This window comes from Bradyrhizobium sp. ISRA436, from assembly GCF_029910015.1.
In the GTDB taxonomy this organism is placed as follows: domain Bacteria; phylum Pseudomonadota; class Alphaproteobacteria; order Rhizobiales; family Xanthobacteraceae; genus Bradyrhizobium.
The window spans coordinates 1,394,721-1,407,756 of record NZ_CP094519.1 but is presented as its reverse complement, the minus strand read 5'-3'; the positions used below and the strand labels follow the sequence as shown (position 1 = coordinate 1,407,756).

The window sequence follows — 13,036 nt, the reverse complement described above, 5'->3', positions numbered from 1 at the left end:
CACCGTCATTCCGGGGGCGGCGCGCCGTCCGGAATGACGCGCTAGCCCCTTTCCGCCTCCACCGCCTGCCAGGCGATGTCGCGCCGGCAGAAGCCGTCCGACCACTTGATGCGATCGACGGCCTGATAGGCGCGATCCCTGGCCTCGGTGACGGTCTGGCCCATCGCGCAGACGTTCAGCACGCGCCCGCCATTGGCGAGGATCGCGCCGTCCTTCGCGACCGTGCCGGCATGGAATATCTCGACGCCCTCGACCTTGGCGGCGTCATCGAGCCCGTCGATCCGTGTGCCCTTGACGTAGTCGCCGGGATAACCCTTCGCCGCCATCACCACGGTGAGCGCGGGCTCGGGATACCAGCGCAGATCGAAATTCTTCAGTTGCCCGTCGCAGGCGGCGAGGAACGCCGGCACGATGTCCGACATCATCCGCAGCATCAGCACCTGGCATTCGGGATCGCCGAAGCGGACATTGTATTCGAACAGTTTTGGGCCCCGCGCAGTCAGCATCACGCCGGCATAGAGCACGCCCTTGAACGGCGTGCCGCGGCTCTTCATCCCGGCGACCGTCGGCAGGATGATCCGCGCCATGATCTGGTCGTGGACGTCTGGGGTCACGAACGGCGTCGGCGAATAGGCGCCCATGCCGCCGGTGTTCGGGCCTTCGTCGTGATCGAACACCCGCTTGTGGTCCTGCGCTGACGCCAGCGGAATCGCGGTCTCGCCGTCGCACAGCGCGAAGAAGCTGATCTCGCGGCCCGACAAGAATTCCTCGATCACGACCTCGGCGCCGGCGGAGCCGAACGCGCCCTCGAACATCATGGCGATCGCGGCCTCGGCCTCAGCCAGCGTCTTCGCCACAACGACGCCCTTGCCGGCGGCAAGGCCGTCGGCCTTGACCACGATCGGCGTGCCCTGCGCACGGACATAGGCCAGCGCGTCGTTCGCATTGTCGAAGCGGCGATAGTCGCCGGTCGGAATGTTGAACTCGCTGCAGAGATCTTTCGTAAATCCCTTCGAGCCCTCGAGCTGGGCAGCCTGCTTGCACGGCCCGAATGCTTTGATCCCAACGGCCGCAAGATCGTCGACGATGCCGGCGGCGAGCGGCGTCTCCGGCCCGACGACGACCAGGTCCACCGCGTTGCGCTGGCAGAATTCGATCACCGCCGCGTGGTCGGCGACGTTGAGCGCGACACATTCGGCCTCGCGCGCCATCCCGGCATTGCCCGGCGCGCACCAGAGTTTCGTCACCAGCGGTGACGCTGCGATCTTCCACGCCAGCGCATGTTCGCGGCCGCCGGAACCGAGCAGGAGAATGTTCATATGGATCGCCGGTTGAGGGGTTGTAACGCCATTCTGTTCCGTTTAGCACGGCGCCGGACCGCAGCAATGCGCGGTTCGATCAGATGTGGATATGTGATTCGGCGCCTGAAATGGGGCGTTCGGACCTTGCACACGAGGTCGAAAACCCCGATTCTAATAGTTGAATGACCGCCGCTCCGAATCTCGTCAACGCGCCTGAATTCACCGTCTCGGAACTCTCCTCCGCCCTGAAGCGGACGGTGGAGGACCGGTTCGGCCATGTCCGCGTCCGCGGCGAGATCTCCGGTTTCCGCGGACCGCATTCCTCCGGCCACTGCTATTTCGCGCTGAAGGACGAGAATGCCAAGATCGAGGCGGTGATCTGGAAGTTCGCCCATGCCCGGATGCGCTTCAAGCCGCAGGAAGGGCTCGAGGTCATCGCGACCGGCAAGCTGACGACCTATCCGAACTCCTCGAAATACCAGATCGTCATCGAATCGCTGGAGCCGGCGGGCGTTGGCGCGCTGATGGCGCTGATGGAGGAACGCAAGAAGAAGCTGGCAGCCGAAGGTCTGTTCGACGAGGCGCGCAAGCAGCTCCTGCCCTGGCTGCCGGAGGTGATCGGCGTCGTCACCTCGCCGACCGGCGCCGTGATCCGCGACATCCTGCACCGCCTGGAGGACCGCTTTCCGCGCCGTGTACTGGTCTGGCCGGTTAAGGTGCAGGGCGAAGGCTCCGCCGAGCAGGTCGCCGCGGCGATCCGCGGCTTCAACGCACTGCCCGAGGGGGGCCGGGTTCCGCGGCCCGATCTGTTGATCGTCGCGCGCGGCGGCGGATCGCTGGAGGACCTCTGGTCGTTCAACGAGGAGATCGTGGTCCGCGCCGCAGCCGAAAGCCATATCCCGCTGATCTCGGCGGTCGGCCACGAGACCGATATCACGCTGATCGATTTCGCCGCCGACAAGCGCGCGCCGACGCCGACGGCCGCCGCCGAAATGGCGGTGCCGGTGCGGAGCGAGCTGTTCGTCGAGGTCACCGCGCTCGCCCGCCGCGTCATGGTGTGCTGGCAGCGCGGCCAGGAGGCCCGCCGCAACGAGCTGCGTGCCGCGGCGCGCGCGCTGCCGGCGGCGAGCGAATTGCTCGCGATTCCCAGACAGCGGCTCGATCACCTCGGCGCGGCGCTGCCGCGCGGGCTGAAGGCCAACACGCATGCGCATTTCCGCCGCTTCGCCACAAGCAGCGCGCGGCTCACCATCGGCGTGCTGCGCGGCCAGGTCGCGCATGCGCGGCAGCGGCTGACCGTCTCGGGTGAACGCATCGACCTGTCGGCGCGCTCGCTGCTGCGCAGCCGGCGCGAGCGGTTTTCCGGACTCGAGATCCGGCTGAAGGCCTCGAAGCTCGCCAATGCGCAGGCCCAGCGCAACGCGATCGCGCGCGATCTCGAGCGCACCCACCGCCTCGCCGAACGCGCCCGCCGCGCGCTCGCAACCGCGATGCAGCGGCTCGAGGCACGCGTGGCCCATAGCGGGCAGTTGCTGTCGGCGCTGTCCTATCGCGGCGTGCTGGCGCGCGGCTTTGCGCTGGTGCGCGACGAACGCGGCCATGCCGTTCACTCGGCTGCCGCCGTGGGGCCGGGCGCCAATCTCTCGATCGAGTTTGCCGATGGCCGCGTCGCCGCCACCGCCGATGCCGATCGGCCGCCGGCGACGGCCGCGCCCACGAGCGAGCCCAAGGCACCACGCGAGACCAAACCCGCTGCGCCCAAGCGCACCGCAAAGCCGGTCGATCAGGGCAGCCTGTTTTAGCGCGCCAGCCATTCGGCGACACGCTTCTGCGCATCCTTGCGTGCATTCGCGTCGGTTCCGACGTGACCGTGCTCGATGGTTGCGGCATCGGACGAGACACCGATCGCACGCAGCGGCACGTTGGCGCGATCGAAGCCGTGATAGGCCTCGGGATAGATCACGATCCTCGCAAGCGCGCTGCGGCCGCGCGCACCGTCGACCATCTGGTGGCAGGCCGACGCCGAAGAAACATCGTCACGCCCGCCGATCAGGACCAGCGTCGGCACCCGTGCGCTCCAGCCGAGGCCGAAGGAGGTGCGGCCATCCGGATAGAATGCGATCGCCGAGCGAAAATCCGGATCGATGGTGCGCGACCACAATTGCGGCCGCACCGCCCACAGCAAGGCGCCGGCGCCGCTGCCCCAGCCCACCAGGCTGATGCGTTTGCGCGCCACCCATTTCTGCTGCACCAGCCACTGCCGCACCGCATTGATGTCGGCGACCCGCTGGCGCCGGATCTGGACCTGATGCTCCTTGGCGCGGCACTGTGGGCCGAGCTCGCGCGAGCCGTAGCTGTCCGGCAGCAGGACCGCGTGACCGGTGGTCAGCAGCTGCTCGGCCCAGTCGCGATAGCGCGGCAGCACCGGCTCGGTGCGGCTGGCGAGGCCGGCGCAGCCATGCAGCGCAATGACGGTCGGGAACGGGCCGTCCCCGGCGGGCCGGTACAGCTCTGCATGCAGCGTGACGCTGCCTTCGGGGATCTCGACCTGATGGGGGGCTGGAAGCGGCGTCGCGGCCGCGACCGGCGCGGCAAACATCGCCAGAAACATGAAAACCGACTTGAAGTGCATTCGATCCGGCCGGCTCGTTATAGTGCTGAAAACACAGCGAACCATGCGCGCAAGGCTACCATGCGCGTCTGCCGCCAAATCATCACAAGTCGGTGGTTTAATGGACGGACATGCCGCCCTATCTATGATAGACGGCTTCATGAACATCCAGTAAGCCTCATGTGAGGCAAGGCGGAGAGCTCAATCGTGCTGAACAAGTTCGGTCCCTCGGGCCACGGCGAGGCGCAGGTGCAGTATCTGGACGGCGATTTCCGCGTGATCTCGCCCGGCACCTTCGTGCGCTGCGCGATCACCGATGCACGGATCCCGCTCGACGAACTCAAGTACTGGAGCGTCGACCTGCAGGAAGCCTACGCCACCCCGGGCGCCGTGCTGCAGCGGCATTTCCCCGACGCGCTGAAGCCGCAAGGCTGAGCTCACTTGCTCAATCTCCTCTGCCTCGCCTTGAACAGCTGATCGGTCACGAAGCGCCGCAGCGCTGACGCATCCGCGAACTGCAGCGTTACAGCGAACGGCACGATCGCCTGCGCCCAGGCCGGCATCCCGCCCGCCGTGCGAAACCGCGCAAGATCCTTTTCCGTTGTCACCAGCGCCAAGCCGTCGCGGCGCGCCTCCGCAACGAGCGCGTCGATCTCGGCCTTCGTAAAGGCGTGGTGATCGGCGAAGGCGCGGCTCTGCACGACCTCCACACCGCTGGACCGCAGCGTGTTGAAGAAGCGCGCGGGATCGCCGATGCCGGCAAAGGCGAGCGCGCGTTTGTCGCGCAACGCTGCGAGCGAAGCTTCATCCGGCTTCAGCTCTGCCTGCAGCACCGGCTTGCCGCGCGACGCGAGCTCGGCCGCGATCTTTTGCGCCGCATTCCCCTCGCCGACCACGATCAGCGTGTCGGTCCGCACGAGCTGCGGCGGCAGCGGCGCGCGCAGGGGTCCGGCCGGAAAGACACGACCATTTCCGAGCCCGCGACCGCCGTCGATCACGATGAATGAAGCATCCTTGACCACCGACGGATTCTGGAAGCCGTCGTCCATCAGGATCACGCTCGCGTCCTGGGCCCGTGCCAGCGCGAGGCCCTCGGCGCGCGCGCGCGAAACCACGACCGGCAGCGTCGACGCCATCATCAGCGGCTCGTCGCCGACATCCGCCGCGGTGTGGCTGTCGGGATCGACCTTGACCGGGCCACGCAGCCTGCCGCCATAGCCACGGCTGAGCACCACCGGCCGCTCGTCCAGCTCACGCAGCAGCTTCGCGAGCGCCAGCACGGTCGGCGTCTTGCCGGCGCCGCCGACATGATAATTGCCGATGCAAAAGACCGGAATGCCGGCATCCGCGCCGACGCGCTGCATGCGCTGCGCGGCGATCGCGCCGTAAAGCGCGGCGAGCGGTCTCAACAGATGCGATATCCAAGACGAAGGCCGGTACCAGAAGGCCGGCTCACGCATTGGCGGCTCCCATCTCGAGCCGCAGCTGCAACAGATAGGGCTCGAGCGCCGTCAGCGTGCGCTCCAGCGCGCCGCCAAGCTGCTCGACGACGCGCTCCGATGCCGCGAGCGAAGCGTCGCGCGCAGCGGGGTCGGCCAGGAACTGGCCGAGCTGCTTGACCAACGCTTCCCGATCATCGGCGCGCCTCGCGCCGCCGGAACGATCCAGCGCGTCATAGACGTCGGTGAAATTGAAGACATGCGGACCATGCACGATCGCAGCGCCGAGCTTGATGGCCTCGATCGGATTCTGGCCGCCATGCGGGACCAGCGAGCCGCCCATGAACACGATCGGCGCCAGCCGATAGAACAGGCCGAGCTCGCCCATCGTATCGGCGACATAGATGTCGGTGGTCGCGACCGGCAGGTCCTCATGCGAGCGCAGGCCGGAGCGCAGGCCCGCGGCGGCGACCAGCCGCGCGATCGCCTCGCCGCGATCGGCGTGGCGCGGCACGATCACCGTGAGCAGTCCGGGGAAGAAGCCCGAGAGCGTCTTGTGCGTCTCGATCAGGATCTCATCCTCGCCCGGATGGGTGGAGGCCGCGACCACGATCGGGCGGCCGCGCGTCACCGACATCAGCCGCTCCAGCTTGGCGGGATCGGCCGGCGGCGCCGGAACGTCGAGCTTGAGATTGCCCGTGGTGACGACGCGGCGGCTGCCGAGCGCGGCGAAACGTTCGGCATCGGTATCCGATTGAGCGAGGCAGATATCGAACCGGCCGAGCAGCGCGGAGATGGTGTTGGAGACGCGGCGCCAGCGCGGGAACGAGCGCTGCGACATCCGCCCGTTGATCAGCACCATCGGCAACCGCCGGGCAGCGCTCGACAGGATCAGGTTCGGCCACAGATCGGACTCGATGAACAGCGCCAGCGACGGCCGCCAGTGATCGAGGAAGCGCGCGACATAGCGCGGCGAGTCATATGGCACGTATTGGTGGATCACGTCGGGTGGGAAACGCCTTGCCACGATCGCGGCTGACGTCACCGTGCCCGAGGTGAGGAGGATGCGCAGATTGAACGCGCGCAGGCGCTCGATCAGCGCCGCGGCCGCCAGCACCTCACCGACACTCGCGCCGTGGATCCAAACCAGCGGGCCGTGCGGCCGGGCGTCGTCGCTCATGCCGCGCCGCTCGCCGACCCGTGCGGGATCTTCCTTGCCGAGCTTAAGCCGGCGTTTGATCAAAGCAGGCGCGAGCGGCACCATCGCAGACGACAGCTTGCGATACATGCGCAACGTCATCGGGAGCGAGCTAGCCAAGCGCTGCCTCCGGCCGCCCGACCGCGGCATAGGCGCGTCGGGTCGCTTCGTTCAGAAGAAACTCCACGTGCTGTCGAAGCTTTTCCATGGTCGCGGCATCGGCATCGGGCGGCACGTAAACCGGCTCAATACCTACCACTGCGCCTCGCCCGAATGGCAAATTGATGGTGGTGGAATCCCAGTTTTTCAACCGGACGAAACGGCTGGTGACCATCGCCAAAGCGAGGATCGGCCGGCCGGTCTCCCGCGCCAGCATCACAGGGCCGAGGCCCGCCACCCGCGCCCGCTTCGGCACATCGGCCGTGGTCGCGACGTTCCAGCCATCTTCCAGTGCCCGTCCCATCTCCTTGAAGGCACCGACGCCGCCCTTGCGGTTGAAGGCACCGGAATGGTCGCCGGAACCGCGGATCGTGCCGATCCCGAGCCGCTCGGCCGCGATCGCGTTGAACTCGCCGTCGGGGTGCCGGGAGATCAGCACCTTGGCGCGATAGCTCTCCTTGATCTTGACGAACGGCGTCATCAGGTGCTGGCCGTGCCAGAACACGAAAATCGCCGGCATCATCGGCTCGACCTGCTCATAGACATCCGGCGGGTCGTAGCTGAAGCGGTTGGTGAGCCAGACCAGCCGCAAATACTCGGCCGCAAGCACGCCCAGCGCGCGCTGCACGAAGGCGCTGCGCAGCAAATCGCGAAAAAAACGTTTCAATGGGAGTGCTTTGCGTCCTGCTCAGGGTCGAGCAACCGGTGGAGGTGAACAACAAAATAGCGCATCTGGGCGTTGTCCACCGTCTGCTGTGCCTTCGCCTTCCAGGCCGCGTAGGCAGTCGCATAGTTCGGGTACACCCCGACGATGTCGACTTCGTCCAGGTTCTTGAAGGTGTTGTGCTCGAGATCGGTCAACTCGCCACCGATTACGAGGTGGAGCAGTTGCGGCTGGGCATTGTCTGACATGATGGCCTTTTCCTAACGGGATGCCCGGCAAGCAAGTTGGAGCGTGGTCTTCACGGGTCTGGTCGTCACAGGACTGGTCGTGCTCGTCGAATGCGCGGTGCGGATCGATGGAGCTTCAGGGCAATGGACGGTTACGAAAATGCTCGACAATGCGTGCATGACGATCACGTCCCGCTGCCACCAGCACCCCATGCGATACCTCCCGGCGATTGTACTCAATCGCATCCCCCGAGAGCGCAGTCATCTTACCATCCGCTTCCTGCACGATCAAATTCGCCGCGGCAAGATCCCAGTCGCGGCTTTGCCCACCCGCGAAGGCCGCGTCAAGATGACCTTGTGCGACCCGGCACAGCCGCAAGGCCAACGATCCGATTCGCGGATAGAGCGTGATCTCTCCCGGCGTCGGACTGAGCCGTTGCACGAGGGGCTTTGGCCCCGCCATACGCAGAAAGTCGAAATCGGTGCCGGCGGTCGTGTGCACGGCGATGTCGTTGCGGGTCGCCCCCTGCCCGCGCGCGGCGAAAAAGAATTCATCGGAGGCCGGTGCATACACCGCCGCGAGCACCGGCGACGCCTTCTCAACCAGCGCCACGCTGACGCACCAGTCCTCGCGACCGGCGAGATAGGCGCGGGTGCCGTCGATCGGATCGACGATCCAGGTCAGGCGCTTGCCGAGCCTCGTCTCGTCATCGGCGCTTTCCTCCGACAACCAGCCGTAATCCGGCGTTGCCGCGCGCAGCCGCTCCTCCAGCAGGTCGTTCACCGCGATGTCGGCTTCGGAGACCGGCGACGAGGCACCCTTGATCCAGTTCTTCAGCTCGGTCCGGAACAGCGACAGCGCCAGCCGTCCCGCCTCGTGCACCGTCCTGGTCAGCAATGCCGCGTCGCGGGCCTTGATCCAGTCGTCCGTATCAGCGTCCGCCAAGCGTCAGGCCCTCGATGCGCAGCGTCGGCGCGTTGACGCCGTAGCGGAATTCCAGATCGTTGGCCGCAACCAGCGACTTGAACATCGGCAGCAGATGGCCCGCGATGGTCACCTCGCTGACCGGATAGGTGATCTCGCCATTCTCGATCCAGAAGCCGGACGCGCCGCGGCTGTAGTCGCCCGTCACGCCGTTGACACCGGATCCGATCAAATCTGTGACATAGAAGCCCTGCTTGATGTCGGAGATCAGCTCCTTCGGCGTCGCCGTGCCGGGCTCGAGATGCAAATTGTACGATCCCGGCGAGGGTGAGGACGACACGCCGCGATGGGCATGGCCGGTTGTGGCGAGGCCAAGCTCGCGCGCGGTCGCGGAGTCCAGGATCCATGTGGTCAGCACACCGTCATCGATCAGCGCTGTTTTCTTCACCTTGACGCCCTCGGCATCGAAGGTCTGCGAGCGCAGGCCGCGCATCCGCAACGGATCGTCGATGATGCGAATATTTTTCGAGAACAGCTGCTCGCCGAGCCGGTCCTTCAGGAAGCTGGTCTTGCGCGCGATCGAGGCGCCGTTGATGGCGCCGACGAGATGGCCGACCATCGAACCCGCAACGCGCGGGTCGTAGATCACCGGCACCTTGCAGGTTTCGACCTTGCGCGGATTGGACCGCGCCACCGCGCGCTCGCCGGCCTTGCGGCCGACCGCAACGGGCGAATCGAGATCTGACGCATGCAGCGCGCTGGTGAAATCGTAGTCGCGCTCCATGCCGGTGCCTTCGCCTGATATCGCCGTCGTCGAGATGCTCTGGCTGGAGCGCAAATAGGCGCCGTGGAAGCCGGTCGACGTCACCAGCACCATGCCGCCGATCCCGGTCGAGGCCGACGCACCGCCTGATTTGGTAACGCCCTTGACCGCGAGCGCCGCGGCCTCCGCTTCCATCGCGCGCTGCTCCAGCTCGGCGGTGGAAGGAACCCTGCGGTCGAGCAGATCGAGATCGGGGAAATCGCGCGCAAGCAGCGCCGGATCGGCCAGCCCGACATATTTGTCGTCAGGCGCCACGCGCGCCATCGCGACCGCGCGCTCGGCGAGCTTCGCGATGCCGTCACCGCTGACGTCATTGGTCGACACGACCGCCTGGCGCTGGCCGACGAACACGCGCAACCCGACGTCGTCGCCTTCCGAACGCTCGGTTTCCTCGACCCGGCCGTCGCGCACCTCGACGCCCTGCGAGACGCCGCGCACCGCGACCGCGTCGGCGGCATCGGCGCCCGCGCGCTTGGCTGCGTCGACCAGACGCTGCGCGAGCTCGCTCAAGCCCGACTGATCAAACAGATCGGAGGTATCACCGTGTCGCGACGATGCAGATGGTGAAGGGTTCACGAACAAATTCCTGCGGATTGGACGGGGTCGGAACGAGGTCGACGAACCCACCAGATGTGTCGGATTCACAGGGAATTCAAGCGGTTTACCCCGGCAACAGCAAAGATTCTCGCGATCGCGGCAAGGCTTCGTCAATCATCCCGGCCAACCTCTTGTCAATCATGGCGGCAGAAGCAGCGCTGGTGACATCGGGTTAACCAGGCTTTTTAAGCTGAAACGGAAATCGCTCGGCTAAGGTCTCACGCATCGACCGGGAACATAATCCCGGCGGGGAGATAAAGCCGTGAGGCGTCAAACACCAACAGGCGGGATCAACTCCGCCGGGTCGAGCCGTGCGCTGCGGCTCGACCCTCTTTCCCTTCCGCTCAGCTTCCACGCGCAGGACACGCGCGCGGACGGCGGCACGCGGCAGGTCGAGCTTCATCGCGAACACGTCGTGCTGCGCCGTGCCGTCAAAGGCATGCGGATGGCCGTCAACGTTCGCGTCAGCGACTTTCTCGGCGTCGCGGTGCGCGGCATCGACGACGCGCAGATGCTGGTGCTGGTTCACCGCGATCCTTCGCTCGCGATTCCACTCGGCACCAGCTCGGACGCCGACGAGATCGCCGCCGCCTGGCAGATGTGGAGCGACATCTTCGGTCTTCCGCAACTGACCGAGCAAGCGCCGCGCGATCCGGCCCCGCGCCGCCGCCGCCGCTATGCGATCCGCAGCCGCCGCCCGAAATTCCTGGTCCGCCGCCGCGCCGGCGTCCGGCTCAAGGAACCCCGCGTGCATCGCGGCGAGCGCGAGATCATCGCGCGAGATTAAATTCACGGCCTGCACACCGCGCGCTCGCATCGCCGTCCTCTCGGCGCAAGCCGCGAATGTTGCACACGGGACTCTCCGTTCGTCGTCCCGGCCTAGTGCGCAATTGCGCACGGGGGCCGGGATCCATACGCCGCGGCTCGTGTTGCGAATGGGACTCGTCGTTCGAGCATCGCGCAATAGTCGATAGTGGTGGTTCTGGGTCCCGGCCTTCGCCGGGACAACAGCGAGTACCTTGCACGGCTCGTGAGTCATACGTTCGCATTCTCGCGACAAGATCTGCCCGAGCTTTGTTTCGTATTCGCCCTCTCATTGGTCAGAGGGCGCAGGGAAAGCCGGGTGCCGATCGCACCCATGGGCCCGGTGCAACAAAAAAAGCACCGGGGGTAGGACCACAGGTGAAACCGGAGCAATCCCGGCTTTCCCTGCGCGATGGGTTACGGCTTATACGTGCTCGCCCCGGCGAGACTGGGCTTTGTTGTCACCGTCTTCGCAAAGATGCTTCACATCTTGCGAGGAGACACCTGCCACTAGGGCGTCAGGCCCGTCCGCCTCATGCGCACTCGTCAGTTGCGCAATCGGCGTCCACCGCATCCCGACCCAACACTCGTGACGATCGCGAAGCGCCCCTCAAGGGGGTGAGACGGGCTATTCATACACCGAGTTGCACTTCCGGAAAACCGAAATATTTTTGCGAAAGGGGCTTGCGCCGTCGGGCAAATCAGTGGCAGACCGGCCCTGCCTCAAGCTCCAGTTGCGCTAGTGAGGAAATGCGCTGGCGTCAATCCGGAGGGTCCGTGCTCAAGAAGGTTGGAATATTTCTGTTGTTCTTGCCTGCGGCCATGCTGGTGGCTGGCATCTTCGGCATGGTGCACGACCAGATAAGCTATTCGGTGTCGAGCGAGTACTTTTCGAAATTCAAGTTCATCCAGTTTCGTTTGCTTGACCCTCACATCCCCGAGCGCATTCGCGTTGCGGAAGTCGGATTTCTGGCGTCATGGTGGATGGGACTTCCGCTGGGCGTCCTCTGCGGCGCAGCTGGGTTCATCCAGCGGTCGCCGGCCCTCATGTCTCGCGCGCTCATGCAATCCCTCATTGTTGTCGCCGTCTTTACAATGGTGGTCGCACTTGCGGGCCTTGCCTACGGCTGGGTGCAGACTGAAACACTCGATGCAGGCACCTATCGGGGCTGGTTCATCCCGCGCGGCGTGACAGAGCTTCGTCGCTTCCTTTGCGTTGGCTACATGCACAACGCTGCCTATCTTGGCGGGGGACTATCCGTCGCCGTCGCATGGATTTTCCATCTGCTTTTCAGGGCACGCAGCGCGTTGTAGGGTGAGTTACCGAAGCGTAACCCACGTTACCAAGCTCATAAGGTTGCGCGCAGCACGGCATCGACGACCAGACCGGCGAACAGCAGCAGGCCGGCGTCACGGTTGGATTTGAAGATGCGCAGGCAGAGCGCGGGGTTGCTGATGTCGAGCCGCCGGATCTGCCAGGCGAGATGCAGCGCGAAGGCCGCAAGCCCGATCCAGGCCGGCCAGTGCACGCCCGCGAGCCCGAACGCCACGCCGACCAGAAGCACGGCAAGGCCGTAGAACAGCACCAGCGCACGATGAGTGCGCGCGCCGAACAGCCGCGCGGTGGATTTGACGCCGATCAGCGAGTCGTCCTCGGCATCCTGATGGGCGTAGATGGTGTCGTAGGCGATCACCCAGGCGATCGACCCAGCATAGAGCGCAAGCGCGGTTGCATCGATCCGCGCAAACGTCACCGCAAATCCCATCAACGCGCCGTAGGAGAAGGCGAGGCCCAGCACGACCTGCGGCCACCAAGTGATGCGCTTCATGAAGGGATAGATCGCGACGATCAGAAGCGAGGCGATGCCGGTCAACACCGCAAAGCGGTTGAACTGCAGGAGCACCACGAGCCCCACCAGCGCCTGCAGGACCATGAAGACCACCGCCTGCGTCACCGTCACCTGCCCGGCCGGGATCGGCCGCGACCGCGTGCGCTCGACCTTCGCATCGAGATCGCGATCGGTGATGTCGTTCCAGGTGCAGCCGGCGCCGCGCATCACGAAGGCGCCGATAAAGAACAGAACGACCACGAGCGGCAACGACCTGAGGTCATGGGCGACGCCGGCGGCGAGCGCCGCCGACCACCAGCACGGCATCAACAGCAGCCACGATCCGATCGGCCGGTCGAACCGGGCAAGCCGCAGATACGGACGCGTCCATGCCGGCGCATGCGTATCGACCCAGTTGCCTGTGGAGTCGGCAACGCGGGCGCTGAGGTCGCTCATTGG

At 65.8% G+C, this 13,036-nt stretch carries 13 protein-coding genes; 4 read left to right on the top strand and 9 right to left on the bottom strand.

Annotation, left to right across the window (positions count from 1 at the left end; translation table 11 throughout):
* Positions 1-41 precede the first annotated feature (41 nt).
* Positions 42-1,319: a phosphoribosylamine--glycine ligase gene (gene purD, locus MTX23_RS06730; RefSeq protein WP_280975841.1), complete on the bottom strand. Its 1,278-nt coding sequence runs from the start codon at positions 1,317-1,319 to the stop codon at positions 42-44.
* Between the two features lie 164 nt (positions 1,320-1,483).
* Between purD and xseA the strand changes: the two genes are divergently transcribed.
* Positions 1,484-3,103, top strand: a complete 1,620-nt coding sequence (gene xseA / locus MTX23_RS06725; RefSeq protein ID WP_280975840.1) for an exodeoxyribonuclease VII large subunit — start codon at positions 1,484-1,486, stop codon at positions 3,101-3,103.
* On the opposite strand, the gene MTX23_RS06720 is transcribed toward xseA, so the two are convergent.
* Complete coding sequence (locus MTX23_RS06720; protein ID WP_280975839.1) at positions 3,100-3,933, bottom strand: dienelactone hydrolase family protein; 834 nt, start codon at positions 3,931-3,933, stop codon at positions 3,100-3,102. The two genes, xseA and MTX23_RS06720, sit on opposite strands and share 4 nt — an antisense overlap.
* Before the next feature lie 186 nt (positions 3,934-4,119).
* On the opposite strand from MTX23_RS06720, the gene MTX23_RS06715 reads away from it, so the two are divergent.
* Positions 4,120-4,347, top strand: coding sequence for a DUF2093 domain-containing protein (locus MTX23_RS06715; RefSeq protein ID WP_280975838.1), 228 nt, complete (start codon positions 4,120-4,122; stop codon positions 4,345-4,347).
* Between the two features lie 2 nt (positions 4,348-4,349).
* Here MTX23_RS06715 and lpxK read toward each other — a convergent pair whose 3' ends face one another.
* The 6 genes from lpxK to MTX23_RS06685 all read right to left on the bottom strand — a co-directional run bounded on the left by lpxK (position 4,350) and on the right by MTX23_RS06685 (position 9,923).
* Entirely contained in the window at positions 4,350-5,372 is a 1,023-nt protein-coding gene (gene lpxK / locus MTX23_RS06710) for a tetraacyldisaccharide 4'-kinase (RefSeq protein ID WP_280975837.1), read from the bottom strand.
* Entirely contained in the window at positions 5,365-6,699 is a 1,335-nt protein-coding gene (locus MTX23_RS06705) for a 3-deoxy-D-manno-octulosonic acid transferase (RefSeq protein ID WP_280975836.1), read from the bottom strand. The genes lpxK and MTX23_RS06705 overlap by 8 nt, the downstream gene beginning before the upstream one ends.
* Positions 6,662-7,375, bottom strand: coding sequence for a lysophospholipid acyltransferase family protein (locus MTX23_RS06700; protein ID WP_280975835.1), 714 nt, complete (start codon positions 7,373-7,375; stop codon positions 6,662-6,664). The genes MTX23_RS06705 and MTX23_RS06700 overlap by 38 nt, the downstream gene beginning before the upstream one ends.
* Positions 7,372-7,620, bottom strand: coding sequence for a DUF4170 domain-containing protein (locus tag MTX23_RS06695; protein ID WP_280975834.1), 249 nt, complete (start codon positions 7,618-7,620; stop codon positions 7,372-7,374). The genes MTX23_RS06700 and MTX23_RS06695 overlap by 4 nt, the downstream gene beginning before the upstream one ends.
* A gap of 115 nt (positions 7,621-7,735) precedes the next feature.
* The gene (locus MTX23_RS06690) at positions 7,736-8,545 is read right to left on the bottom strand and encodes a 3'(2'),5'-bisphosphate nucleotidase CysQ (RefSeq protein ID WP_280975833.1); all 810 of its coding nucleotides are present in this window, start codon (positions 8,543-8,545) and stop codon (positions 7,736-7,738) included.
* Positions 8,532-9,923, bottom strand: a complete 1,392-nt coding sequence (locus MTX23_RS06685) for a TldD/PmbA family protein (RefSeq protein WP_280975832.1) — start codon at positions 9,921-9,923, stop codon at positions 8,532-8,534. Before MTX23_RS06685 ends, MTX23_RS06690 begins: the two co-directional genes overlap by 14 nt.
* Positions 9,924-10,206: 283 nt before the next feature.
* Here MTX23_RS06685 and MTX23_RS06680 point away from each other — a divergent pair, with 283 nt between their 5' ends.
* Both MTX23_RS06680 and MTX23_RS06675 read left to right on the top strand, forming a co-directional pair.
* Positions 10,207-10,731 (top strand): DUF6101 family protein, encoded by a 525-nt coding sequence (locus MTX23_RS06680; RefSeq protein WP_280975831.1) that lies wholly within the window; start codon positions 10,207-10,209, stop codon positions 10,729-10,731.
* Positions 10,732-11,525: 794 nt separating this feature from the next.
* A complete protein-coding gene (locus MTX23_RS06675; RefSeq protein WP_280975830.1) occupies positions 11,526-12,062 on the top strand; it encodes a hypothetical protein in 537 nt (178 codons plus the stop codon).
* Between the two features lie 35 nt (positions 12,063-12,097).
* On the opposite strand, the gene ubiA is transcribed toward MTX23_RS06675, so the two are convergent.
* Entirely contained in the window at positions 12,098-13,033 is a 936-nt protein-coding gene (gene ubiA, locus MTX23_RS06670; protein ID WP_280975829.1) for a 4-hydroxybenzoate octaprenyltransferase, read from the bottom strand.
* Positions 13,034-13,036: the final 3 nt, after the last annotated feature.